Source organism: Pseudomonas sp. p50(2008), assembly GCF_015351605.1.
In the GTDB taxonomy this organism is placed as follows: Bacteria; Pseudomonadota; Gammaproteobacteria; order Pseudomonadales; family Pseudomonadaceae; genus Aquipseudomonas.
Map to the genome: position 1 here is coordinate 303,866 of NZ_JACMYF010000005.1, position 24,572 is coordinate 328,437.

Sequence of the window (24,572 nt, forward strand, 5' to 3'; positions counted from 1 at the left end):
TTGTTACCAAGACACCTGTGGTCATGGACTGCAAGCTCGACAAGATTTTCTACGGCAACTTCATGGCGGTACGCGACAGCCATGTGCCGATTGAAAAAAACAAGATCACCGGGTTCATCGGTCCGTCGGGTTGCGGTAAAAGCACCGTGCTGCGCAGCCTTAACCGAATGAATGACCTGGTCAAAGGGTTCCGTTTCGAAGGCCATGTACATTTTCTGGGGCAGGACGTGTACGGCAAGGGCGTAGATCCCGTGGTGGTACGCCGCTACATCGGCATGGTGTTCCAGCAGCCGAATCCGTTCTCGATGAGCATCTTCGACAACGTTGCCTTCGGCCTGCGCCTCAATCGCTATAAAGGAGACCTGGGCGACCGCGTCAAGCACGCCTTGCAGGGCGCCGCGTTATGGGATGAGGTCAAGGACAAGCTCAAGGTCAGCGGCCTGTCGCTCTCTGGCGGTCAGCAGCAACGGCTGTGTATCGCCCGCGCCATTGCCACTGAACCGGAAGTGCTGTTGCTGGATGAGCCGTGTTCAGCGCTTGACCCGATAGCCACTCGCCGGGTTGAAGAGCTGATGGTCGAGTTGAAGAAGGACTACACCATCGCCTTGGTGACTCACAACATGCAGCAGGCCATCCGCGTGGCCGATACGACAGCCTTTTTCTCGGTGGATATTTCCCAGGGCACGCGCACCGGCTACCTGGTAGAGATGGGCCCGACCGCCCAGATCTTCGGCAGCCCGCGTGAGCAAATGACCGAGGATTACATCAGCGGCAAATTCAGCTAAGCGGCACACGTCTCGTTTTAGTTTCTTATTTTACGGATTCGCAGGATCGCCAATGTCTGCAACGCGTCGTCTTGATTTACCCGCGATAGAACGAGCACTGCGCAAAGTGCAGGGCCGTTTTGCCGAGCTCAGCCGGCACTTTACCGAGCCGCGAGATCCCTTGACCGACGAGGTGTTGCAGAACGTGCTCGAAGGCTATGCGCTGATTGATGACTATGTTGCACGTGGCGTCGACCTGTTTGATCTCCAGCAACTGAACCTGATGCTGGAGATCAATGCCACCGTTCTATGCGGCAAAGACCCGGCGCGACGGCAAGAATACGCTCAGCACCTTGCGGCAACCGAGGAGCACTTCTTCAACAACGTCGAGGGAGGAATCAAGGATCTGTACAACTGGTATTGCGCGTATCGCAGCGAGTCGGTGTGGAAGCGCGCGGCCGGTGTTTACGTTCGCATCCTCAGCAAGCCGCAATTGTTCATAGAAGGTAACAACCGCAGCGGGTCGCTGATCGTCAGCTATTTGCTCATGCGTGCAGGCTTGCCGCCGTTCGTGCTGACGCTGGAAAACGCCGAGGGCTACTTCAACCCGTCATCGGTGATTCGCAACTCCGCCAAGCACGGCGTCAAGGCACTGTACGAATTACCCAAGATCAAGAAAAAATATGCAGCCTTCCTGGAAGAACAGGCGCCTGATCCGAAGAAGTTTTTCCTGGACGAAACGCCGCTAGCCATTGTTCAGGGAGGCCGTTGATGAGCGAGTCTCCAGCGCTGTCAAAATGCCGGAACGCTATCGGCCGAGTGTGGCAAGCCATCCCATTGATCTCGGTCCAGCGTCCGCGTATCCGTATTTCGTTCGATATCGATGACACATTGGCTTGTCAGCTCGACCACAGCGCCGTCGAGCACAGCCGGCTGCCGGCCTGCATTCACCGTTGGCTGGGCGAGCCGTTGCGCATGGGAACACGCTCCCTTACGCGTGAGCTGCGCCGTCAGGGTTGCAGTATCTGGGTCTACACCTCGTCCGGTCGAACGCCTTCCTACATTCAGCGTTGGCTCATGCTGTATGGCATCCGCGTAGATGGTGTGGTCAACAGCGTGCTGCATAATCGTGCCCTGACAGCACACGGGCTAACGAACACTCCCTCGAAATATCCTCCCGCATTCGATATCGACCTGCATGTCGATGACTCCGAGGGCGTGCGCATTGAGGGGCATGACCATGGTTTTCGCGTGGTTGTGGTGGATCCGCAGGATGAGAACTGGGCACAAAAAGTCCTGGATGCTGTCGCACACGTCCAGGCGCAACTCGCCTGGCAGCAACCACAACGGTACAAGCAGCCGGCGCGTTCAGAGGCTTTTTCCTCTTGAGTTCTTTACCTCAAATACTGTTGGGATGAGAGCCCCGGGACCGCAGCCAGATGTGAGTCTCATGCTCCCAATCAGCAAATACGCCACTTGTTTAGAGTGGCGTTTTTGCTTGTGCGCTTTGCGCCTGGATTTCATTCAGCGGGTATGCACTCAAATTTCAGCTAGTGATGTTATAGGGTAACAATGTAAGCTTTGCGGCGATCTGCCTGAGGCACACATTTATCAACCCTTGGTATCGCGAAATCTCCATGACGAATACGGCGACTCTCTCCACCGGCCAGGCGAACAGCCGGCTTACGTCCATCGATGCGTTAAGAGGCATGGTGATTGTGCTCATGCTGCTTGACCATGTCCGCGAAACCTTTTTCCTGCATCGGCAAGTGTCCGACCCCATGGACATTGCCACGACCGAACCTGCACTGTTCCTCAGCCGCACACTCGCACATCTGTGCGCTCCCGTATTTGTACTGCTCACCGGTCTATCAGCCTGGTTGTACGGCGAGAAATACGCGGGCAAGGCTGATGTGTGCAGCTTTCTGTTCAAGCGCGGGCTGTTTCTGGTGGTGCTTGAGTTCACCTTGGTGAACTTTGCCTGGACGTTTCAGTTTCCACCCTCGGTGATTTACCTGCAGGTGATCTGGGCCATCGGTTTGAGCATGATTGTGCTCTCGGTGATGGTCTGGCTGCCTCGAGCTTTATTGCTGTTGCTGAGCCTGGTAATCATCGCCGGTCACAACGCATTGGACGCGCTTCATTTTCCGGTGGATTCGGTCATGCACATCCCGTGGGCCATTCTTCATGACCGGGGCTGGATCGAGCTGAGTGAAGGCTTGCGTCTGCGGACTTCTTACCCGGTGCTGCCGTGGATAGGTGTCATCGGTCTTGGCTACGCCATCGGGCCCTGGTTCAGCCGAGCAATGGATGCTCGCAATCGTCAATGGCAACTATTGCTATGCGGCGCCATCGGGCTTTGCGTTTTCATCGCGTTGCGCCTGCTCAATGGTTACGGCGAGAAGCCCTGGTCTGCGGGAGATACGGGCGTGCAGACACTGATGAGCTTTTTCAATATCACCAAGTATCCGCCGTCTTTGCTGTTTGTGACGCTCACCTTGAGTGTGGGGTTGCTGTTGTTGCTGGGTTTCGAGCGCGTGCAGAAAAGCCGCTGGCTGCGTCCTCTGACGGTATTTGGATCGGCTCCGATGTTCTTTTACTTATTGCATCTATACGCCCTGAAGGTGCTGTACATCATGGCGGTCGCGTTGTTTGGATTGAACCAGGGGGCATGGTTCGGTTTTGACTCGGTAGCGTCTGTCTGGCTGGCCGCCGCTGTCATGGCCATTGCGCTGTATCGGCCGGTCAACTGGTTCGCTGAACTGAAAGCACGACGTCGGGATATCGCCTGGCTCAAATACCTGTAAGGACGTGCACTTTTATAAGGCCGCGGGGCGTTCGCTGCACTATGGCATGGCAGTGGACGGGGCTTCCTGAGTGCGTCTGCCCGAGCTTAGGCCCGCGCATAGGGGCGTAGTAACGATCTGGCACAAACGCTGCATTACGTTGAACAGGCCCATTGCGAGAACATTCGAATGGGCAGCCCTCACGGTCAACGACGACCGATTGGCCGCACAGGTCGTGGGCAGCAGCGGTGGATCGGGCAGAGACGTCCGGTTTTAACGCCGCAAACGAACAGGCAAAGACGCCTGGAACCGAAAGGTTTCAGGCGTTTTTTTTTGCTTTTTTTCCGTGACGGGCTTTGGCCGGGTGCTATTTATGAACTCCATTGTTGCCACGTTGAACAAGTTGCAGACGCTGATCGTGATCGGTAATGGCATGGTCGGACATCACTGTGTCGAGCAGTTGATTGAGCGCGGCGCCCTTAATCATTACCGGGTGCACGTCTTCAGCGAGGAGCCCGTACGCGCCTATGATCGCGTGCATCTTTCCGAGTATTTCACCGGTCGGGACGCTGAGGCGCTGGCGCTCAGCGAAGCCGCGCTTTACCAGACTCCGGGTATTACGTTGCATCTGGGCGTGCCGGTGCTAGAGATCGACCGCGCCCGCCATGAGGTGATTACCGCCCAAGGCTCGGTCGCGTACGACAAACTGATCCTGGCAACGGGTTCGTACCCATTTGTGCCATCAATTGAAGGCGCGCAGGACGATTCACGCTTGGTGTACCGCACGCTCGAAGACCTGGACGCTATTCGAGCCGCCGCTGCCAACGCGCGACGTGGTGTGGTCGTGGGAGGAGGGCTTCTCGGGCTTGAGGCAGCCAATGCACTGAAGAGTCTGGGCCTGGAAGCCCATGTCGTCGAATTCGCTCCGCGCTTGATGCCTGTGCAACTGGACGAACACGGCGGCCTGGCGCTCAAGGCGCAAATCGAAAAGCTGGGCGTCGGTGTGCACCTGTCACGCGCGACACAATCGATCAGCGCCGGCGAGCAATACCGGTACCGAATGAATTTTGCCAATGATGAATTCCTCGAAACCGACCTGATCGTGTTCTCCGCCGGCATTCGTGCACAAGACGCACTGGCTCGTCAATGCGCGCTGGCGATCGGGCCACGCGGCGGGGTGGTCATCGACGACGCGTGCCTCAGCAGCGATCCAGACATTTACGCCATTGGCGAATGTGCCTCATGGAACGGCAGCCTGTTCGGCCTGGTGGCGCCGGGGTATCAAATGGCGCGCAGTGTGGCGGCCAGGCTTTGCAAGCAGGTCGCCGAGCCGTTTATGGGCGCCGACATGTCGACCAAGCTCAAGCTATTGGGCGTCGACGTGGGCTCCATTGGCGATGCTCACGGTATTACTCCGGGCGCACGTAGTTTTCAATTTATCGACGAGAGCACCTCCAGCTATCGACGCCTGGTGGTAGATGCCACGGGTAAACAGGTGCTCGGCGCTGTATTGGTCGGTGATAACAGCTACTACGACACGCTGCTGCAATACATGCAGAACGCGATTGCACTGCCAAAGGAACCGGCCGGCCTGATTCTGCCATCGTCCGGGGGCGCACCAACGCTTGGACCAGGCGCATTGCCCCAATCGGCCACGGTGTGTTCGTGTCACAACGTCACCAAGGGCTCGATCTGCTCAGCCATCGATAGCGGCTGCTCCGATCTGGCCCAACTCAAGTCGCAAACCAAGGCCTGTACCGGCTGCGGAGGCTGTGCCGGGTTGCTCAAGCAAGTCTTCGAGCACGAGTTGACCGCGCGTGGCGTCAGTGTCGACAAAAGTCTGTGCGAACACTTTGCCTACACTCGCCAGGAACTCTACGCGCTGGTGCGGGTGGAAGGGGTGATCACCTTCGAAGAACTGCTGGCCAGACACGGTAGCGGTCACACGGGCTGTGATGTGTGCAAGCCGGCGGTGGGCTCGATTCTCGCCTCGTGCTGGAACCAGCCCATCATGGATCCATCGCTGGTGCCACTTCAGGACACCAACGACACCTTCATGGCCAACATGCAGAAAAACGGCACCTATTCAGTCGTGCCGCGAATTGCCGGGGGTGAAATCACAGCCGACAAGCTGATCGCGATTGGGGTGGTCGCAAAAAAATACGAGCTCTACACCAAAATCACCGGTGGCCAGCGAATTGACTTGTTCGGCGCGCAATTGCATCAACTGCCAGACATCTGGGCGGAGTTGATTGAAGCGGGATTCGAAACCGGCCACGCTTACGGTAAATCGACGCGGACAGTCAAGTCATGCGTTGGCAGCACCTGGTGCCGTTACGGCGTTCAGGACAGTGTGAAAATGGCGCTGTTGATTGAGGATCGTTACAAGGGATTGCGCTCGCCACACAAGCTCAAGTTCGCCGTGTCCGGCTGCACCCGCGAATGTGCCGAGGCGCAGAGTAAAGATGTTGGTGTGATCGCTACCGAGAAGGGCTGGAACCTCTACGTATGCGGCAACGGCGGCATGCGTCCGCGCCACGCCGAGCTGTTTGCCACCGACCTCGACGATGCGACCCTGATCCGCTACATCGACCGCTTCCTGATGTTCTACATCCGCACGGCCGACAAACTGCAGCGCACATCGGTCTGGCGTGAAAGCCTGGAGGGCGGCCTGGATTACTTGAAGGAAGTGATCATCAACGACAGCCTCGGGCTTGGTGATGAACTCGAATCGCAGATGCAGCTGGTGGTCAGTCGCTATGAATGCGAATGGGCCAATGCGCTGAAAAGCCCGGATAAGCTCAAGCGCTTCCGCACCTTCGTCAACGATAAGCGTCCGGACCCGGACATCCACTTTGTCGAGGAACGAGGGCAGCGGCGGCCAATCATGGCCAGCGAACTCAACCTTATTCCAGTCCGCGAGGAGATTGTCTGATGAACCCATCAAATACCCTGCGCACCCATGACACTCTGGCGTCTGAACAGGACGCGGTCTGGCAATCGGTGTGCAGCGAGCAGGATCTGGTCATCAACTCCGGGGTCGTGGTGTGGCTCGACGGCGCACAAGTCGCGCTGTTTTACCTCCCAGACGCGCAAGGCAAGATCCTCTACGCTATCGACAACCACGACCCGAAATCCGGGGCCAATGTCATTGGTCGCGGTTTGATCGCCGATATCAAGGGTGAACTGGTGGTGGCGTCGCCTATTTACAAGCAGCACTTCCGTCTTGAGGACGGCACCTGCCTCGAGTATCCGCAACAGCGCCTGCGTGTCTGGCCGGTGAGGTTGAGCAGGGGAGATGTGGAAATCGGCTGCCGGGGTCGTGGTTAATAAGGCAAAAAAGGCCCGGCAGAATAAATGCCGGGCTCGATAATTTTTTTTGAAATCAAGGGGTTGCCAGCCTCCGTAAATCAGTCCATAATTCACGCCATCGAAAGCACTGACCTCTTAAAAAGCTCAATGTTTTCAAGGGCTTAGATCTTGTATCTAAATCCAAGTTTGTATGCGTAGGGTGTTGTGCTACATGACATCAAACGTTTGAGGCCGAGTAGCAAAATGGTTATGCAGTGGATTGCAAATCCACCTACGCCGGTTCGATTCCGACCTCGGCCTCCACTTTAAACAAGCTCCGTAGATCGATGATTTACGGAGCTTTTTTATTTGCACCGCCTGGCAAGATTTAGTCTTGAAAATGCCAGATGCGAACTTGCTTCACCGGGGCGGGATGTATATATTTCCACCTCTGCTGCACAAGCGTCTGAGTGGTGTAAGGGTCGTTGACCCGCCTCCAGACAGCTTTACCGCGCTACCGCCCGAATGGCGAAACTGGTAGACGCATGGGACTTAAAATCCCCCGCTCGTAAGGGCGTGCCGGTTCGATTCCGGCTTCGGGCACCATCTTAAATCAAAGGTTTGCGGGCGAAAGCTGTCGCAAACCTTTGTTTGTTTCTGATCCGCATTCGTCCCTTCATAAGCCCAGCCATCGCGCTGGGTTTTTTGTATCCGCCGTTCGTCCATCGTCTGGCACTTAGGATCCTCGGCCGTCTCTCAATGCTAAGCACGCACAATTCTGCGTTTCACAAGGGAGAGCGAGTATGGACATTGATGAAAATGCGCCCGGGAATATTTCCCAGAAGGGCGTAATGAGTGGCACCGATAACGAAACGGGCCACGACCCTGGAAGAACTGATCCAGAGGTCCCGTTACCGGCGGACGATGAGTCGCCGGTCGATGAAGACATGGCCGACGTTGCTGCCACTGACTCGGTATCGAGTGAGCATCCAGAAGCGGGTACGGCCAGCCGCGTCGCTAACCCGAAGGCCGACCCACAGATGAACGATCAGGACGAAAATGAACAGGAGGCTCGCGGCATGCCTGCTAGCGATCCTGAATCAGGCGCTTGAATGAGTTCGACTGCTCTAGCGTAGTAAAACGCGAAAGCCCGGCACCAGGCCGGGCTTTCTTTTGCACGTGGCCAAATCCTTTTGGCTGATTGCAGTGTGATTGGGCAGTGTGACGAGCACGTGACGGGTAAACAAAAAAAAGGTGACGGATTAGAGATGACTCAAGCAGTCAGCCCGCCATCGCAATTCTCAGCGCTACCGATGCCTCGAGCAATTTGTTGGCCTGATCCGACACGGTCGTTGACAGGACATCATTCCCATCGTCTTTGAGCATCGTGGCTAAATCGAGCAGTTTTCCCACCTCAATCTCTACGACACGAACGGATTCGGTTATCTGGTATTTGAGTGAGTGAGCCATGGGATAAGCCTATTTTCAGATTCGTGGCGGTCATCAATTAAACCTCGCAACCCTGCGACTTCGCCAATTCCGATCCGGTCCAGCGCCCGATTTAAAGAATCCAAAGCCTCATGGTGCACGCTTGATGTCGCTGTCGAGTAAAGCAACTGCCGGCAGTTTACCCGAATGAACAACAACCTGACGGAGTCTCTGCAGGGTTGTCAGCTGCACCTTTGTAATGTTCAGCCAACTACCTGGCCTTTATCTGGTTTTCCAACTACCGCCACCGGTTTCGCAGTCGATCTTTGACTGATTCAACTGCTCGGCCCCGTAGTAGTACGTGGTGATTTGGGCATTGTTAGGGATGTTGACCGACTGGCTGTTTTTGTCCTTGCTGATGGACTGGGGATTTGCCAGGGACTCTTGCGTGAGTGTGGCCAGGCAGGTGGCTTGATAATGATCACCACATTGTTCGACTTTTTTCTTGGTGCTGGTGAGCATCTCTTTGCTTTCATTGCTGCATGACCAGTCGATGGCGTCCACCGGCATGCCTTCGTATTCGTAACAAGTGTGAGATTCAACAACCGGGACCGAAGGGCTCTGGGACCGGGTCATCACGTCACACCCTTGGGCCATGACCAGGTTCGGACTCAGGCTGACGATGACGAGAAGCAGGAATCGACTGTTCATCAGGATTTCCTCTGCAGCAAGGGCGGCTGAGCACCGATGACCGGATCCAGCCGCCGACCATCAAGCTAAACGAAAGGTTGACCGGTAAATCCGCGAGGCAATCGCTGTCGTCCGGCCAGCGCGGTGAGGCGCTCGACCCAAGCCGCGCGCCAGTCATTGGCGGTATGCGTGACTTTGGTTTTGCGTGCAGCCCGGCGTGCCGAGTTGCGTTGATCTTTGCGTGCATCTTTGTACGCGTCGGTGTTTCGGCAGCTTCTGCATTTCACCCGGTTCAGTTCGCGCGTTGAAACCAGGTTTTTGCCTTGGTGACCGCAGGCAAGATGCCCGCTGACGCTGAAGTGAGTAACCATTAGACGTCTCCTTGTGACGTGTATGGTTTTGACCTTCTGTGCTCGACGACGTTCGATGGTCCGAAAAAAGGCAAAAAAATGGCCCGCATGCGGGCGGGCCAAGGGGATTCATCAAAGGAGTGATTCCACCTTAGGGCAAGCAATGTGAAAGCAACGTGAAAGGTATGGGCAAAAAAAATTCCGGCGCGGGGGGCCAGGCGGTATTTGCAAGAGCACTCAGACAAGGACGCACCCGGTAGCGATAACGCCGCCGTTCATGCGTCCTGGATCAGGCCATGTCCGCGAATCGAGTATCCCGATCAGACTATCTGAAACGTGGCAGCGGCCGGTCGACGGGTTTGAGCGAAGACAGGGTGTTGCGGATCAACGGTGTGTCTTTCTCGATATCGTTCAGGCGATCACGGATTCGCAGGGCAGTCGGGTGTCCGCCTTGGTGATCGACCCAGTCGGCGATTTCCTTGCACGCCGCAGCCAAACGCGCCTGGCGTGAATCAAGCAAGGTGAGCAGGGTGGTGATGGACTCTTTTTCGGACATGTAACACCTCCGTTCAAGAAACCTGGCAATGGCAGCAAAAAGCCCGCGAGGTGCGAGCTTTCTGCCGATGGGGACGCTGTTCCTTCAGCTTTTTCAGTATAGACCCGCCTTTCAGCCTTGTCGGGCCGTCACGCGGGACCTGGCATTAAGCAGCTGGCATGCGCGCCGGGCGTCTTCTTCAAGATCGAAGCCGTCACCGATGAAGCCGCGAGTGCGGGAATCGGCAATTCGATACCAGACAGCGGCGTCGGGGGGTTGATGACTGACTTCCCCGGCTCGGCGGCCATGGATGATGATCTTGTTGCAACGCTTAACGACGAAAATGTCTTCCATGGCACCACCGCAGCTGATTTCTGTCACATCAACTATAGAAGCCATTTGCAATCGTGCAAAACCAGGACGGTTCAATTCGTCTGATCGCGCTCATCCATCGTCGATAAATGCCATCCCTGCGACGCCCAGTTGAGGGAATGAGTCGGTGCCAATGCGGCGAGAAAATGCTGATCGTGAGAGACCGCCACGATTGCTCCGGGAAATGCCTGCAACGCTGTTTCAAAGGCTGATATGGATTCCAGATCGAGGTGATTGCTCGGCTCATCGAGCAGCAGCAGTTGCGCGGGTGTTTGCCGCCACAGCGCAATAGCGATCGCAGCCTTCAAGCGTTCGCCGCCGCTGAGTAAACCGCTCGGGCGGGTGACGTGGTTGGCGCCCAGGTGTAGATGTGCCAGGTGGCTACGCAACGTGCCTTCTGTCAGTGGTGTATCCAACAGCGCCAGTTGTTCCAGGATGGAACGTTGATCATCCAGTATCGCCAGTTGCTGATCCAGAAAAGCGCAGGGAACGTGAGTACTGCACTGTCCACTGACTGGCTCGACTTCCCCCGCGAGCATCCGTAACAAAGTCGACTTGCCGCAACCGTTCGGGCCACTCACAACGATGCGCACGGGCCCCGCGAGCGAAAGGCTTAAAGGCGCTGCGTCTGCTGGCTGCCAAGGCAGCTGCACGTCTACCAGCGTCAGTATTTGCCTGGTCGTCGGGATCAGCGTGCCGGGAAAGTACACCATGACGGGCTCATCGAGCAGTGTTCTGGCGTTGGCATCGGATACCCGAACATCGAGCAGGTTTTTGCGGGCCTTATGTGCCCGGTGAATGGGCCCCATCGCATCCATGGCCGCGCCCTTCATTTTTGCGCGTTCGAATCCCGATACGTTGGCGCTTTCAGCCTTTTTACGGGCGCAGGCAGCGTGTCGCTGAACCGTGTCGTGCTCACGCTGCAAACGAACCCGTTCCCGCTTGCGATCAGTGCGTGCCCGATCAAGCGTCGCACGGCTCGCCGCTTGGTCGATCGCTCGTTGGGCCCGGAACACCTCATGGTTGCCGCCAAAGACGTTTGATCCAAGCGGCGTGAGTTCGACGATTCGATCAACCTGATTGAGCAGCTGTCGATCGTGGCTGACAACAATCAACCCGCCGCGCCATTGTGCAAGTTTGCGCTTCAGCCACTGACGTCCTTCCGTGTCCAGATGATTAGTGGGCTCATCCAGCACCAGCAATTGCGCCTGCCCGAGAAACGCGCCGATCAACGCGATCCGCGCTTGTTGTCCGCCGCTCAGGAAGTGAGTCGGGGTGTCGTGCCGAACGTCGAAAAGCCCTGCTTCGTCCAGCTGCGAGCGCAGCCGGTCCGCCACATCCCAGCGTTCAGTCAGGGTCTCGAGATCTTCATTCGAGGCAATTCCCAGACGCACACGCGACAACGCCATCAGCGCGTCTGCGGTGCCCGTCACCTGGGCGACCGTTTGCTCGACGTGTAGCGAAAATGTTTGCGGCACATACCCCACCTCAGCCTGGACATCCAGTGTTCCTGAGGTGGGTTTGAGTTGTCCGGCAATCAAGCGGGCAAGCACGCTTTTGCCAATGCCATTTCGGCCGACGATGGCTGTATGAACGCGGTCGAAGCTCAGGGTCAAGGCGTCGAAAACAGTTTCGCCATTGGCGAACTTGAAACCCAGATGGTTCAGTGAGACGAGTGCAGGCAGACGCGTGACGTGAGTCATAGGCACCTCCGGAAAATGTCGAAAAGACCAACAAGCGCCGTTGGCAGCTTGTCGTGGAAACATTTTTTGGAAGGCTTAGTTGTTCACGTCGAAGGTCATCCTGAAGGGAAGGAGAAGGCGGCTAGCCTAGACGAGGATTCAGCATCGTTCAAGATTCCTGTAGGAGCAAAGCGTGCTCGCGATGGTGGTATGTCAGTTAAAAAGAGTTCATTGATACACCGCTTTCGCGAGCAAGCTTTGCTGCCACAGGGTGTGTTACCGAAGTTCAGCGTTCTGAGCAGCTTCGACCATTTGCTCCAGAAACATCGCCAGCCCGACTTCCTCAGCCCGCAGTCCTTTGCGCGTCCTGGGTTTCGGCAGTTCGGCCAGCGCACCCAGCAGAAATCCGTCCAGCACCGCTGGATGGATGTAGCACTTGCGGCAGACCGCAGGGGTGTTGCCCAGCTGTTTGGCGACGTTCTTCACCATCTCCACCACATGCCGCTTGGCATCCGATTCCGGCTCCCAGTGCAATTCGCGCAACACCGACAACGCCAGCGCGCTGCCGGCCCAGGTGCGGTAATCCTTGGCGGTGAAATCTGCGCCAGTGAGGGATTGCAGATAGGCGTTGATGTCGGAGGAGCTGACGGTATGGCGTTCGCCGTTTTCGTCCAGGTACTGGAACAGATTTTGCCCGGGAATCTCCAGGCAACGCTTGATGATCCGAGCCAGGCGCCGGTCTTTCACCGTGATCTGGTGTTCAACGCCGCTTTTGCCGCGGAATTGAAACAGGATGGCACTGCCATTGACCTCAACGTGACGGCTGCGCAGGGTGGTGAGGCCATACGAACGGTTGTCACGAGCGTATTGGGTATTGCCGACCCTGATCAGAGTGGCGTCAAGCAAGGTAATCACAGTGGCCATGACTTTCTCGCGACTGAAGCCTGGAGCCTCCAGCAACGCCTCTAGCTGTTTGCGCAGTTTCGGCAGGGCCCGTCCGAAATCCCTCAGGCGTGAGTATTTATCTGCGTCGCGTACTTCGCGCCAGCGCGCGTGGTAACGGTATTGCTTACGCCCGCGTGCATCGCGCCCGGTGGCTTGCAGATGGCCACGCGGATCGGCGCAAATCCACACATCAATGTAGGCCGGTGGGACGGCGAGGGCATTGATGCGTTTGATTTCATCCGGGTCAGTGATGCGCTGACCTGAAGGATCGAAATAACAGAACTTGCCGCGCAATTTCTTGCGCGTGATTCCAGGCTGCGTGTCATCGACATAATGCAGGTCCGGTGGCAGCACATCAGGCAACGCGGTATCGGGCATGGCGGTTTTCCTTGGCGCAAATCAGGGGCCGTTACAGCCATTGACCGCGCACTTTTGCAGTCGTGCCAGCGGATTTACGCCAGCACGGCCACCGCCTTGATCTGCGCCCAGAGTTGCTGGCCCGGGTGTATGGCCAGTTGGTCTCGGGAAAAACGCGTAATGCGTGCCAGCAAGGGTGTGCCCGCGGCGTCCAGGCGCACCAGCACGTGAGCGGCGTTGTCCGCACCCATTTCACTGATCACCGTGACGGGCAGGCGATTGAGGATGCTGCTTTGCTCGACACTCTGCAGGCTCAGGCTGACATCCCGTGCGTGAACTTTGCAGCGCAACGCCTGACCTTGGGTCATGGGCGCGTGGGCCACGCGAATGCTCATGTCGGTGTTCGGCAGTTGCAACGTCAGCAGTTGGTAGTCAGCGTCATAGGCACTGACATGGCCTTCGATCACCACGCCGGCGTCACCGCCCATCGCCAGCGGCAGGTCCAGGCGCGCGAGGGTTTCACCAATCGGGCCGCTGGCCAGCGCTTTACCGTCGTTGAGTAAAACGATGTGGTCGGCCAACCGCGCCACTTCATCCTGAGAATGGCTGACGTACAAAACCGGGATGTCCAGCTCATCGTGCAACCGTTGCAAGTAAGGCAGGATTTCGTTTTTTCGCTGACTGTCGAGCGCTGCCAGCGGCTCGTCCATCAGCAACAATTTCGGACTGGTGAGCAGAGCACGAGCGATGCCGATGCGCTGACGTTCGCCGCCTGACAGATGCTGGGGATGCCGGTCCAGCAGATGGCCGATCCCGAGCAGTTCGGTAGCGTGGGCCATGTCGACCCGGCGTTCTGCTTTCGGGATTCGTTTGAGGCCAAACTCCAGATTGGCCAGCACTGACAGGTGAGGAAACAGGCTGGCTTCCTGGAAAACATAGCCCAGCGCGCGTTTATGCGGCGGGACGAAAAGGTGCTTTTCGCTGTCCTGCCAGACTTCATCGTTGACCTGGATAAACCCCAGATCGGCTTTTTCCAGGCCGGCGATGCAGCGCAGGCAGGTGGTCTTGCCGGAGCCGGAGTGCCCATACAGCGCGGTGACGCCACGACCCGGCAACTGCAGGTCCACGTCCAGAGCGAACCCGGAATAACTGAGTTTAAGGCGCGTATGAATCATCGATCAGCTCCAGCCCGTTTTGGTTTTGCGGCTGGAATAGAGCGCCAGCAACACGGCAAAAGAGAAGACCAACATGGCACCGGCCAACCAATGGGCCTGGGCGTATTCCATGGCCTCGACGTGATCGTAAATCTGCACTGAGACCACTCGGGTCTTGTCCGGAATGTTGCCACCGATCATCAGCACCACGCCAAATTCACCCACGGTGTGAGCAAAACCGAGTATCGCCGCCGTGATGAAGCCGGGTCGCGCCAGGGGCAGGATCACGCTGAAAAACGTGTCCCAGGGATTGGCGCGCAACGTTGCAGCGACTTCCAGTGGGCGGGTGCCGATGGCAGAAAAAGCGTTTTGCAGCGGCTGAACCACGAAGGGCATCGAGTAGAGCACTGAGCCGATGACCAACCCTGAAAAACTGAAGGTGAGGGTGCCGAGACCAAGTGACTGGGTGAACTGGCCGATAAACCCGTGTGGGCCGAGTGCCAGTAACAAGTAAAAGCCAATCACCGTGGGCGGCAGGACCAAAGGCAGGGCGACGATCGCCCCGACCGGTCCGCGCAACCAGAACGAGGTGCGCGACAGCCATAACGCGATCGGAGTGCCGATCACCAGCAGGATAACCGTCGTCAGCGACGCGAGTTTCAGGGTCAGCCAGATCGCGGCGAAGTCGGCACTCGATAGCGTCATTTAGAGTTGGTAACCGTAGGACTTGATGAGAGCGGCGGCTTTTGGACCTTTGAGGTATTCAACCAGCGCCTTGGCGGCCGGGTTGTCCTTGCCTTTGTTGAGGATCACCGCGTCCTGCTTGATCGGGTCGTGCATGTCGGCCGGAACAATCCAGGCCGAACCACCCGTGATTTTGCCGTCCTTGTAGATCTGTGAAAGGGCGACGAAGCCCAGTTCGGCGTTGCCGGTGGAGACGAACTGATAGGCCTGAGTGATGTTCTGGCCTTCAACGATCTTGCCTTTAACCTGGTCGGTCAGGCCCAGTCTGGCCAACACCTGGGTGGCCGCCAGTCCGTAAGGCGCCGTTTTCGGGTTAGCGATGGACAGGTGCTGATACTGGTTGTCGCTCAACACTTTGCCTTTGCTGTCGACGTAACCTTCCTTGGCCGACCACAGCGCCAGCGTGCCGATGGCGTAAGTGAAGCGCGAGCCCTTGACCGTATCGCCTTCGGTTTCCAGTTTTTGCGGGGTGGTGTCGTCTGCCGAGAGGAACACCTCGAACGGCGCACCATTCTTGATCTGGGTGTAGAACTGACCCGTCGCACCATAAGCAGCCACTAGTTTGTGCCCGGTGTCCTTTTCGAAATCAGCGGCAATGGCCTGAATCGGCGCGGTGAAGTTGGCCGCGACGGCCACCTGAACTTCGTCAGCCTGGGCAGAGCCGAAGGCGAATACCGCGATCAGGCTGGCAAGGGCTGTGGGGGCAAAACGTGAGGCGCATAGGGTCATGAAACGGCTCCGTAGTTGGCAGGACAGCGAGGTGGGTAAACGCTATGTAGCGAAATATATAGCGAAATGCCTGCAAACGGAACGGGATTGTATACATCTGATTGGCGATAAACCGTATAGCAGCTGGCGAAGCCTGCGTTCGCCTCTGTTGTGGCGAGGGGATTTATCCCCGTTCGGCTGCGCAGCAGTCGTAAAAATTTGGGGCCACTGCGTGACCCAACGGGGATAAATCCCCTCGCCACAACAGAGGCGAACGCAGGCTTCGCCAGCCGCTACACGGGTCGAGGTGTTGCCTGACCTAACGAATCAACTTCGCCAGGCCTTCTTCCGCCAATCGCCGGGTCAGCTCTGCGGTGGTCAACTCCACTCCGAGGGTGAAAGCCTGACCCGCCCACAGGTTACTGAAATCCGCTTCTCCTTTGGCCCGCAACGGCATCAAAGCGCCACCCGCAAGTGGGAAGGCCGGCGCTGTGTTGCTGATCGGCCCGAGTTCGCGCATCACCCTATTGAGAATTCCCCGCGCCGGGCGCCCCGTGAAAATATTGGTGACGGCGGTTTCACTTTCTTTGGCCGTTCGCAGCGCCTTGTGGTGTGACGCGCTGACCTTGGCTTCCGGCGTAAACAAGTATGCGGTGCCGACCTGCACCGCCGACGCGCCCAGCAGAAAAGCCGCCGCGACACCGCGAGCGTCGCTGATGCCGCCTGCTGCAATCACCGGCACAGTCACCGCGTCGACAATCTGTGGCACGAGCGCGAAGGTGCCCACCTGGCTGTTGAGATCATCGCTCAGGAACATCCCGCGATGGCCGCCGGCTTCATAGCCCATGGCGATGATCGCATCACAGCCGTGACGCTCAAGCCATATGGCTTCTTCGACGGTGGTGGCCGAAGACAGCACTTTCGCGCCGGTCGCCTTGACCCGGTCCAGCAAGGATTTTTCGGGTAGGCCGAAATGAAAACTCACCACAGGAGGACGGAGCGCTTCGATCACTTCACAGGTGGCGTTATCGAAGGGCGCGCGATTGGACACCGGCGTCGGTGCGTCGAAGTCGACACCCAACTCGCGATAGTACGGTTCCAGCAGGTTCTTCCAGTCACGGGTACGCTGGTCATCTGGTGCGGGAGGTTGATGGCAGAAGAAGTTGACGCTGAACGGCCGCTGGCTCTGCTGGCGAATGGTCGTCAGTTCCTCACGCAACTGATCGGTACTCAGCATGGCGGCGGGCATCGAGCCCAGGCCACCGGCGTTGCTGGCGGCGATGACCATGGCCGAGCCGGTCGCACCGGCCATGGGGGCCTGAATGATGGGCAGTTCGATCCCTAACAGGTCGAGAATGCGCGTGTCTGGCCATTGACTCATTGGGTGTGCTCTCCGGCGAAATAACAGGACAGGGCAGTGGAGATGAATGTGTATCTTAATGCCTGACGCAAGGCCAGCCCAACCCATCGCCCGCCCCATCAAACCCGGATTGGCTTAAAGTCGGGTAGGGCAACACAGTGCCGAGTGCTATTTGAACGGCACCCACTCTGCAAGTTTTCTCAGGAGGCATCAATGTTCAACGGCATTCTGATCAACAAAGATGACAGCGGTTACCAGGCCACACTGCAAGCGATCAATGAAGATCAATTGCCCGAAGGCAATGTGACGGTGCGCGTGGCGTACAGCACGCTGAACTTCAAGGATGGCCTGGCGATTACCGGTAGCAGCCCGGTGGTGCGAAAATTCCCGATGGTGCCGGGAATCGATCTGGCCGGTACTGTCGAAAGCAGCGAGCATCCGGACTACAAAGTCGGGGATAACGTCTTACTCAATGGTTGGGGTGTGGGTGAAGGGCACTGGGGTGGATTGGCACAAAAAGCGCGCCTGAACGGCGACTGGCTGATTCCGTTGCCCGAGGCGTTCACAGCGGCCCAGGCGATGGCCATTGGCACGGCGGGCTACACGGCGATGTTGAGTATCCTGGCGCTGGAACACAACGGTGTGACGCCGGAACAGGGCGAAGTACTGGTCACGGGTGCCAACGGAGGCGTAGGCAGTTACGCCATCGCATTGCTGAGCAAGCTGGGCTATCGGGTGGTCGCGTCCACGGGCCGGACTTCCGAGCATGAGTACCTCAAGCAATTGGGTGCCAGTGACATCATTGATCGTGGCACATTGTCCGAGCCGGGCAAGCCGTTGGCCAAGGAACGCTGGGCGGCGGTCATCGATTCCGTTGGCAGCCATACCCTGGCCAACGCCTGCGCCGCCACAAAATCCAACGGAACCGTTGCAGCGTGCGGGCTGGCACAAGGGATGGATTTCCCGGCATCTGTTGCCCCTTTCATTTTGCGCGGCGTCACCCTGGCCGGTATCAATAGCGTGACCCAGCCAAAAGCCAGGCGTGTGCTGGCCTGGGATCGCCTGGCGCGGGATCTGGACGTCGCATTGTTGCCGCTGATCAGCCACGAGATCGGATTGAACGAGGTCATCGAGGCCGCTCCACGGTTGCTGGCGGGTCAGTTGCGGGGGAGAGTGGTGGTGGACGTTAATCGCTAAATTTAAAAGATCGCAGCCTCGTTTCACTCGACAGCTCCTTGGTGTACGCATAACCCTTGTAGGAACTGTCGAGTGAAACGAGGCTGCGATCTTTTGATCTTGAAAACCTAACGACCCTCACGCTCCAACAATTGCTGCTTGCGCTCAACCCCCCAGCGATACCCTGAAAGATCGCCATCGCTGCGCACAACCCGGTGGCAAGGAATCGCCACCGCCAGGCTGTTAGCCCCACAGGCTTGAGCCACGGCGCGGTAGGATTTCGGCGCACCGATACGCTGCGCGATTTCGGCATAGCTGGCCGTACTGCCTACAGGAATCTCGCGCAATGCCAGCCAGACCCGCTCCTGAAACGCGGTACCGCGCAGATCCAGCGGCAAGTCCAGGCCCAGCGCCGGGGCCTCGATAAAGCCAACCACCTTGGCGATCAGTTGCTCGAACGCGTGATCAGCGCCAATCAGATTAGCTCTACGGAATTTGTCCTGCAGATCGCAGACCAGTTGATGCGGATCATCGCCCAGCAGGATCGCGCAAACGCCGCGTTCACTTTGCGCCACCAGGATCGCCCCCAGCGAACACTGGCCGACGGCAAACCTGATGTCGTTGTTTTGGCCGGCGGCTCGGTAATCAGCGGGTTTCATGCCCAGCACATGGTCCGCCGCTGCGTAAAACCGGCTATTGGAATTGAAGCCGGCGTCGTACAACGCATCAGTGACCGAGCCGCCATTGCCCAGATGCTCGCGCACTTTGCGAGATCGATGTGCGCGGGCGTACTCCCTGGGCGTCAGCCCGGTCACGGTCTTGAACACCCGGTGGAAGTGAAAGCTGCTGAGCCCTGCCGCTAACGCCAGGTCACTGAGCGCCGGTAGCTCCTCGGCCTCTTCGATCTGCCTGCAGGCAGCGGCGACCGTGGCCGCATGCTGCGCCGCGATCTCACTCTGATCTTTTGCTGCGCGTTTGCTGGGGCGATATCCCGCGGCCTGGGCCAGTTCGGCGGTGTCGAAGAATTCGACATTTTGCGGGTTGGGCAACCGCGCCAGACTGCTGGGCCGGCAATAGACGCCGGTGGTTTTGACCGCGTACACGAATTGCCCGTCCGCACGCGGGTCGCGTGCAACCACGGCGGCCCAGCGCGGGTCGTTCTCGATGGTGATCCTGGTCGAATGAGTGGTCATTGCGTCATTTCCGTTGCGACGTTTCATTCAGACTAAGTCCTGCACCCGTTCACCACACTCCGGTGCTTGCGGTTGAATTCGGATGTTCATCGGGCGGTACGAAACGTGAAGTTGATCCGTTGTTCGCCCAATCGCGGGTGCTGACCTTCCTTGATAGGCAAAACGCCGTGATATCGCAAACGGTCGACACCGCCCCAAACCACAATATCGCCATGCAACAGCGGCACTCGTTGGCATTTATCGCTGCGTTCAAATCCGCCGAACAGGAACATCGCCGGCAACCCCAGGGACACCGAGACAATGGGCGCGTCGTAGGACGTTTCGTTCTTGTCCTGGTGCAATGACATTTTTGCACCGGGAACGTAGCGATTGATCAAGCAGGAATCAGGCACGAACGCTTCGAATCCCGCCTCTCGCGCTGCTGCCTCGGCCAGATGAAAAAACACCTCGGGCATGTCCGGCCAAGGCTCGCCACTTAGCGGGTCTTGTCGGGTATAGCGATAGCCACTGCGGTCGGTCGTCCAGCCCCAGGTGCCGCAACTGCTCATGGCTGCCGACATGGTGAACCCGCCCGGCGTGACCATCTGCCGAAATGGCGCAGCCTTCAGCACCGCCTCGAGTTCAGGCAGTAATCGATCCAGCCAGGGCAGGGCGAAGCCCCTGAGCACGTAGGACTGTTTCCCCATCTGCTCGCGCCTGGGATGTTGCTCGGGTTCGAGGTTGGCGAACATGTCTAAAGTAGTCGGGTTCATGGCTCATAACGCGTCGTGAAAGATGATGCCCAGGGTGTGCCGCTTTCCAGTGTGCAGACGGCTCACGCCATGGCGCAGGGTAACGCGGTAGTAACCGCGGATGCCTTTGACCGGACGTTGATTGACCGCAAAGATGACCCCGTCGCCTTTTTTCAGACCGATGACTTGCGGGCGCGACTGCATTCGTGGGCGCTGTTCAGTCAGCACGAACTCGCCTCCTGTGAAGTCTTCATCCGGTTCTGACAGAAGAATCGCCACTTGCAGCGGGAAAACATGTTCACCGTACAAATCCTGATGCAGGCAGTTGTAGTCTTGAGGACCGTACTGCAGCAATAAGGGTGTCGGACGCTCCTGACCAGCGGCATGGCAGCGCTGAATAAACGCTTCATGTTGATCGGGGAATCGGGTGGGCAGGTCCATGCATTCGTACCAGCGATTGGCGATCGCCACCAGACGAGGGTAGAGCGCGCGACGCAAGCGGCTGACGAGTTCAGGCAGTGGATACTTGAAGTACTTGTACTCGCCACGGCCAAAGCCATGGCGAGCCATCATGACTTGAGAGCGGAATGGCTCGAATTGCGAATACATCGCGCTGATATCCGCGCAATCCTCATCGCTCAACAACGACTTGATGACGGTGCAGCCATCCTGGTCGAGTTGCTGTTGCAGACCGTCCCAGTCGAATCCATCGAGCGAACGCTCATCAAACATGTCCTGACTCCTTAACACAGGGTTAAAGGTGACAGTCTGGGACGGGCCTGCGGCGGAATCACTCCGGCGCTTGCGGTCGAACTCTGGCAGGCGCCGGTCGCATTGCTCCTACAGCGCTTTGCTCACGCTAATTTCGCTGATCACGTCGTCGCCTTGGCCGTGAATCACATCCAGCGCAGCCTTGGCTTCTTCTGTCGTGCCGTTTTCGAGCTGTGCAAACTCGAATCGACGTTCGCCGTTGAGTTTGTATTTGATGACGTATTTGGTCGTTTGGGCCACGGTCATTCCTGCTGTCTTCGTGTAGGAGCGTTACTCAACTCAGTTTCGAGTTGGAGCGGCGGATGATCTTGATCGAATGTGTCAGGGTCGGTTTGCGGGTCACGCTGATGGCCCGGTTGCTGACCGTGTCGATCGTGATGTTCCAGAAACCGGTACTCGGTGCAGTAATTCGCGCTGGGAAAGTGTCAAACGCTCCGCCGTGATACGTATGACGGCCGCCATTTTTGAAGCTGCGAAAGTTGGCGTCGTTCATCAAGCGGATGTTGCAGGTTTGGGAGCATTGAATGACGACGATGTCGTCTTCGTTGAGGTGCTCGCGCTGGTGGATAAATTTCATGAGGCGCCTCCAGAAGGGCTTTTTCTACAAAATCAAAACGATAGCTTGGGCGATGGGCGCAGTTTATCAGCCCGAACAGGTTATTATCCGGCCGCCGTGGTCCACTTTGACAATTAAACCGGTTATTTGGAGATCCATGAGCGATAAACGCAGTGAGCCTCGGAGAAAAACGGCATTTGTGCTGTCGGAGGCTCTTTATCGGAGGTTTTGTATGAAGTGGGGTGTGTTGGTTTTGCCATTGGCGTTGTCGATCGGTGGTTGCGCAAGTGTTTCGGAGATCAATGAAACGTTGCCGACCATGAGCGTGATCTCAGGCAAGAAGCCCCAGGAGTATGCGCAGTGCCTGACCGAGAAGCTGGCCAGTAGCCGGGGCGCTCTGCAAATCGAACCGCACAAGGACGGTGTCCGAGTGATCGTTCCGCAAAAGCTGACCTCTGGGCCGGCCGCGGTGTTTGATATCGAAGATCGCTCAACGGGCAGCAGCATCAAGCTGCACGAGCGCATTTCCAATGTGCCGTTGCGCCCATGGGATGTTCGAAATGCCGCCACGGCCTGCATATCGGGCTGATAAACTACAGTCCGCACGCATAGATGCCGTCAAAGCAACGCTTTGGCGGCATTGTCATTTCTGGAGTCGAGTAATGAAAAGAGAGCAGGTACGGGAACGTCATGCAGAGGGCCTGATTTCTGCCACGCATGTGATTCAGAACCCGGCCAATTCAGGGGAGTGGATCGTTTTTTTCAAGAAAAGCGAGGGGCGTAGCTACTTTCTGGTCGATGAAAACGACGAAGTCGAATCCTTCAGTCGTCTCGACGATTTGATCGAGACCGTTCGAGGTCTCGGAATCAAATTCGCCGAAATCCACATGTAGGGCAGGGGCCTTACTTGCACACCACCACGACACTGCGGTTTTTGAAGTTGCCGACATCGACGCCCAAGGTCTTGTCGCTTTCCTTGAGTGAAGGTGTGCCGTCAGTGCCTACGATTCGATAGCCGGTACCGGCGCACGATGCATCGGCTTTCTCGTAACACGTTGCCCAGGAATTGGCTTCCCCGGAGCAATCGATCGCAAGCCCTTGTTCCCCGTTGTTCAGGTAGGTTGTTTCGGATGTTGCGCAGCCGCCAAGGGCCAATAGTGCGATCAGGGGTAAGAATTTATTCATGTCGTTGTCGTCGTCAGGATAATGGGGCTAAGCCTGTGACAGCGCTGGCATCAAAAGGTTATAGCGAAAGGCCACTTCGTTGCGGATCATCACAAAAAAGCCCTGCACAGTGCAGGGCTTCTGTCACGAATAAGTTCAAATCAGGTCTTGTCTTTACCGCGTCGCTTGGTGGGCGGGTGTTCGAGTTGCAACACTGATGCCACTTCAATCGCGCTGGCTTCGGTCGGGAACGGCCCGGCAATACTCTCGCCAGTAGCGCCAGCCACCCACCATTGTCCGTCCTTCGCCTGATTGATCAGGAACCCGTTGACGCTTTTTGCTTCCGACATCTATCTGCCTCGTTGGCTTGGTTCAATGCGCAATGATAGCGCCAAATGCCCTAAGGTGGTGCCGATCAGCGTATGGTGATCCGACGCCTGCCCGATTGCCGGTACAGGCAGGACGGACGATCTCTGCTATCTATAGGAGCCGGCGCAATCTACGAAACCGGTTTGCGGAACTATCCGACAGAATATTTCTCTATGATGGCATCGGTTAGCCAGCGCGGGGCATTGTAAGGTGCCCGCCGCCTGATTAGACTGCGCCGAAACTCGTACACACAGCCCTTACAAGGACTTTTATGATCAAGAAATGCTTGTTCCCAGCAGCCGGTTACGGTACTCGCTTCCTGCCAGCGACTAAAGCCATGCCCAAAGAAATGCTGCCGGTGGTAAACAAGCCACTGATCCAGTACGGCGTTGAAGAAGCCCTGGACGCTGGGTTGACCGAAATTTCCATCGTGACCGGTCGCGGCAAACGCGCACTGGAAGACCACTTCGATATCAGCTACGAGCTGGAAAACCAGATCAAAGGCACCGACAAGGAAAAATACCTGGTCGGTATCCGCAAACTGCTCGACAACTGCTCGTTCTCCTACACCCGCCAGACCGAAATGAAAGGCCTGGGCCACGCCATCCTGACCGGTCGTCCGCTGATCGGCGACGAACCGTTCGCCGTGGTGCTTGCGGATGACTTGTGCGTCAACCTTGAAGGTGACGGCGTGCTGACCCAGATGGTCAAGCTGTACAAGCAATTCCGCTGCTCGATCGTCGCCATCCAGGAAGTCGATCCGCAAGAGACTCACAAGTACGGTGTGATTGCCGGCGAGATGATCCGCGACGACATCTACCGCGTTCACAGCATGGTTGAAAAACCAAAGCCTGAAGACGCGCCGTCGAACCTGGCCATTATCGGTCGCTACATCCTGACACCGGACATCTTCGACCTGATCGAGCAGACCGAGCCAGGCAAGGGCGGTGAAATCCAGATCACCGACGCGCTGATGAAACAGGCGCAGAACGGCTGTGTGATGGCCTACAAGTTCAAAGGCAAGCGTTTCGACTGTGGTGGTGCTGAAGGCTACATCGACGCGACCAACTTCTGCTTCGAGAACTTCTACAAGACTGGCAAGGCCTACTAATAGCGCCTGACCTGCTTGTATTGAAAAAGCCACCTTCGGGTGGCTTTTTCTTGCCCGGTGGTTACGGTCTTTCCTCAAAGATCACGCTTATTCCTGTAGCAGCTGCCGAGCCTGCGAGGCTGCGTCCGGCTGCGCAGCAGTCGAAAAACCTGCGTGCAAGGTGCATCTGCTGGAACGCGATGTCTGATTTTGCGACTGCTTCGCAGCCGGACGCAGCCTCGCAGGCTCGGCAGCTGCTACAGGGGGCTGTGTTTGGTGGGGTGGGTTCGTTCCAAAATCGTGTATTGCGCTTGCCCGCCCGGCGTCTGCGGGTATGCTGTTGGCCTGCCGAGGAG

General features: G+C 57.4%; 29 protein-coding genes and 2 tRNA genes. 13 read left to right on the top strand and 18 right to left on the bottom strand.

Annotated features, from left to right (window positions below):
* Positions 1 to 23 precede the first annotated feature (23 nt).
* From pstB to H7698_RS16130, 9 genes are all read left to right on the top strand, one after another.
* Positions 24 to 785 carry a phosphate ABC transporter ATP-binding protein PstB gene (pstB, locus tag H7698_RS16090; RefSeq protein WP_218171024.1) on the top strand — a complete coding sequence of 254 codons (762 nt, stop codon included), beginning with the start codon at positions 24 to 26 and terminating at the stop codon, positions 783 to 785.
* Positions 786 to 837: 52 nt separating this feature from the next.
* Positions 838 to 1,536: a hypothetical protein gene (locus H7698_RS16095; protein WP_194692064.1), complete on the top strand. Its 699-nt coding sequence runs from the start codon at positions 838 to 840 to the stop codon at positions 1,534 to 1,536.
* Entirely contained in the window at positions 1,536 to 2,153 is a 618-nt protein-coding gene (locus H7698_RS16100) for a hypothetical protein (RefSeq protein ID WP_235992880.1), read from the top strand. Before H7698_RS16095 ends, H7698_RS16100 begins: the two co-directional genes overlap by 1 nt.
* 248 nt (positions 2,154 to 2,401) lie before the next feature.
* The gene (locus H7698_RS16105) at positions 2,402 to 3,571 is read left to right on the top strand and encodes a DUF1624 domain-containing protein (RefSeq protein ID WP_194692065.1); all 1,170 of its coding nucleotides are present in this window, start codon (positions 2,402 to 2,404) and stop codon (positions 3,569 to 3,571) included.
* Positions 3,572 to 3,923: 352 nt separating this feature from the next.
* Complete coding sequence (nirB, locus tag H7698_RS16110) at positions 3,924 to 6,485, top strand: nitrite reductase large subunit NirB (RefSeq protein WP_194692066.1); 2,562 nt, start codon at positions 3,924 to 3,926, stop codon at positions 6,483 to 6,485.
* The gene (gene nirD, locus H7698_RS16115) at positions 6,485 to 6,880 is read left to right on the top strand and encodes a nitrite reductase small subunit NirD (protein ID WP_194692067.1); all 396 of its coding nucleotides are present in this window, start codon (positions 6,485 to 6,487) and stop codon (positions 6,878 to 6,880) included. The genes nirB and nirD overlap by 1 nt, the downstream gene beginning before the upstream one ends.
* Before the next feature lie 211 nt (positions 6,881 to 7,091).
* Positions 7,092 to 7,165: transfer RNA gene (locus H7698_RS16120), tRNA-Cys, on the top strand.
* 195 nt (positions 7,166 to 7,360) lie between these two features.
* Positions 7,361 to 7,447: transfer RNA gene (locus H7698_RS16125), tRNA-Leu, on the top strand.
* Positions 7,448 to 7,644: 197 nt separating this feature from the next.
* Complete coding sequence (locus H7698_RS16130) at positions 7,645 to 7,953, top strand: hypothetical protein (RefSeq protein WP_194692068.1); 309 nt, start codon at positions 7,645 to 7,647, stop codon at positions 7,951 to 7,953.
* A gap of 169 nt (positions 7,954 to 8,122) precedes the next feature.
* Here H7698_RS16130 and H7698_RS16135 read toward each other — a convergent pair whose 3' ends face one another.
* From H7698_RS16135 to H7698_RS16185, 11 genes are all read right to left on the bottom strand, one after another.
* Positions 8,123 to 8,311 carry a hypothetical protein gene (locus H7698_RS16135; RefSeq protein WP_162436508.1) on the bottom strand — a complete coding sequence of 63 codons (189 nt, stop codon included), beginning with the start codon at positions 8,309 to 8,311 and terminating at the stop codon, positions 8,123 to 8,125.
* A gap of 240 nt (positions 8,312 to 8,551) precedes the next feature.
* On the bottom strand, positions 8,552 to 8,980 hold the full coding sequence (locus tag H7698_RS16140) for a hypothetical protein (protein ID WP_162436507.1): 429 nt from the start codon (positions 8,978 to 8,980) through the stop codon (positions 8,552 to 8,554).
* A 65-nt stretch (positions 8,981 to 9,045) separates the two neighbouring features.
* Complete coding sequence (locus tag H7698_RS16145) at positions 9,046 to 9,330, bottom strand: hypothetical protein (RefSeq protein ID WP_162436506.1); 285 nt, start codon at positions 9,328 to 9,330, stop codon at positions 9,046 to 9,048.
* Positions 9,331 to 9,634: 304 nt separating this feature from the next.
* Entirely contained in the window at positions 9,635 to 9,865 is a 231-nt protein-coding gene (locus H7698_RS16150; RefSeq protein WP_140671772.1) for a hypothetical protein, read from the bottom strand.
* A gap of 111 nt (positions 9,866 to 9,976) precedes the next feature.
* A complete protein-coding gene (locus H7698_RS16155; RefSeq protein ID WP_162436580.1) occupies positions 9,977 to 10,198 on the bottom strand; it encodes a hypothetical protein in 222 nt (73 codons plus the stop codon).
* Positions 10,199 to 10,269: 71 nt separating this feature from the next.
* Positions 10,270 to 11,919 (bottom strand): ABC-F family ATP-binding cassette domain-containing protein, encoded by a 1,650-nt coding sequence (locus H7698_RS16160; RefSeq protein ID WP_194692069.1) that lies wholly within the window; start codon positions 11,917 to 11,919, stop codon positions 10,270 to 10,272.
* 255 nt (positions 11,920 to 12,174) lie between these two features.
* A complete protein-coding gene (locus tag H7698_RS16165; protein ID WP_194692070.1) occupies positions 12,175 to 13,221 on the bottom strand; it encodes a DNA topoisomerase IB in 1,047 nt (348 codons plus the stop codon).
* 74 nt (positions 13,222 to 13,295) lie between these two features.
* A complete protein-coding gene (modC, locus tag H7698_RS16170; protein WP_194692071.1) occupies positions 13,296 to 14,375 on the bottom strand; it encodes a molybdenum ABC transporter ATP-binding protein in 1,080 nt (359 codons plus the stop codon).
* 3 nt (positions 14,376 to 14,378) lie between these two features.
* Positions 14,379 to 15,059, bottom strand: a complete 681-nt coding sequence (gene modB / locus H7698_RS16175; RefSeq protein ID WP_194692072.1) for a molybdate ABC transporter permease subunit — start codon at positions 15,057 to 15,059, stop codon at positions 14,379 to 14,381.
* Positions 15,060 to 15,827, bottom strand: a complete 768-nt coding sequence (gene modA, locus H7698_RS16180) for a molybdate ABC transporter substrate-binding protein (RefSeq protein ID WP_235992881.1) — start codon at positions 15,825 to 15,827, stop codon at positions 15,060 to 15,062.
* Between the two features lie 298 nt (positions 15,828 to 16,125).
* Complete coding sequence (locus H7698_RS16185) at positions 16,126 to 17,187, bottom strand: NAD(P)H-dependent flavin oxidoreductase (protein ID WP_194692073.1); 1,062 nt, start codon at positions 17,185 to 17,187, stop codon at positions 16,126 to 16,128.
* Between the two features lie 192 nt (positions 17,188 to 17,379).
* On the opposite strand from H7698_RS16185, the gene acuI reads away from it, so the two are divergent.
* Positions 17,380 to 18,363 (top strand): acrylyl-CoA reductase (NADPH), encoded by a 984-nt coding sequence (gene acuI / locus H7698_RS16190; protein ID WP_194692074.1) that lies wholly within the window; start codon positions 17,380 to 17,382, stop codon positions 18,361 to 18,363.
* A gap of 107 nt (positions 18,364 to 18,470) precedes the next feature.
* On the opposite strand, the gene ada is transcribed toward acuI, so the two are convergent.
* The 5 genes from ada to H7698_RS16215 all read right to left on the bottom strand — a co-directional run bounded on the left by ada (position 18,471) and on the right by H7698_RS16215 (position 21,614).
* Entirely contained in the window at positions 18,471 to 19,535 is a 1,065-nt protein-coding gene (ada, locus tag H7698_RS16195; protein ID WP_194692075.1) for a bifunctional DNA-binding transcriptional regulator/O6-methylguanine-DNA methyltransferase Ada, read from the bottom strand.
* An 86-nt stretch (positions 19,536 to 19,621) separates the two neighbouring features.
* A complete protein-coding gene (gene alkB, locus H7698_RS16200; protein ID WP_194692076.1) occupies positions 19,622 to 20,287 on the bottom strand; it encodes a DNA oxidative demethylase AlkB in 666 nt (221 codons plus the stop codon).
* A 3-nt stretch (positions 20,288 to 20,290) separates the two neighbouring features.
* Positions 20,291 to 20,998, bottom strand: coding sequence for a 2OG-Fe(II) oxygenase (locus tag H7698_RS16205; protein WP_194692077.1), 708 nt, complete (start codon positions 20,996 to 20,998; stop codon positions 20,291 to 20,293).
* A gap of 108 nt (positions 20,999 to 21,106) precedes the next feature.
* Entirely contained in the window at positions 21,107 to 21,283 is a 177-nt protein-coding gene (locus H7698_RS16210; RefSeq protein ID WP_178114276.1) for a hypothetical protein, read from the bottom strand.
* 28 nt (positions 21,284 to 21,311) lie between these two features.
* Entirely contained in the window at positions 21,312 to 21,614 is a 303-nt protein-coding gene (locus tag H7698_RS16215) for a DUF1883 domain-containing protein (RefSeq protein ID WP_162436496.1), read from the bottom strand.
* Positions 21,615 to 21,825: 211 nt separating this feature from the next.
* Between H7698_RS16215 and H7698_RS16220 the strand changes: the two genes are divergently transcribed.
* Both H7698_RS16220 and H7698_RS16225 read left to right on the top strand, forming a co-directional pair.
* Entirely contained in the window at positions 21,826 to 22,182 is a 357-nt protein-coding gene (locus tag H7698_RS16220; protein ID WP_162436578.1) for a hypothetical protein, read from the top strand.
* Positions 22,183 to 22,255: 73 nt separating this feature from the next.
* Positions 22,256 to 22,486, top strand: coding sequence for a hypothetical protein (locus tag H7698_RS16225; protein WP_162436495.1), 231 nt, complete (start codon positions 22,256 to 22,258; stop codon positions 22,484 to 22,486).
* 10 nt (positions 22,487 to 22,496) lie between these two features.
* Here H7698_RS16225 and H7698_RS16230 read toward each other — a convergent pair whose 3' ends face one another.
* Together H7698_RS16230 and H7698_RS16235 are read right to left on the bottom strand one after the other, a co-directional pair.
* Positions 22,497 to 22,778, bottom strand: coding sequence for a hypothetical protein (locus H7698_RS16230; RefSeq protein ID WP_162436494.1), 282 nt, complete (start codon positions 22,776 to 22,778; stop codon positions 22,497 to 22,499).
* A gap of 140 nt (positions 22,779 to 22,918) precedes the next feature.
* Entirely contained in the window at positions 22,919 to 23,107 is a 189-nt protein-coding gene (locus H7698_RS16235) for a hypothetical protein (protein WP_194692078.1), read from the bottom strand.
* A gap of 290 nt (positions 23,108 to 23,397) precedes the next feature.
* On the opposite strand from H7698_RS16235, the gene galU reads away from it, so the two are divergent.
* Entirely contained in the window at positions 23,398 to 24,237 is an 840-nt protein-coding gene (gene galU / locus H7698_RS16240; RefSeq protein WP_010460715.1) for a UTP--glucose-1-phosphate uridylyltransferase GalU, read from the top strand.
* Positions 24,238 to 24,572 lie beyond the last annotated feature (335 nt).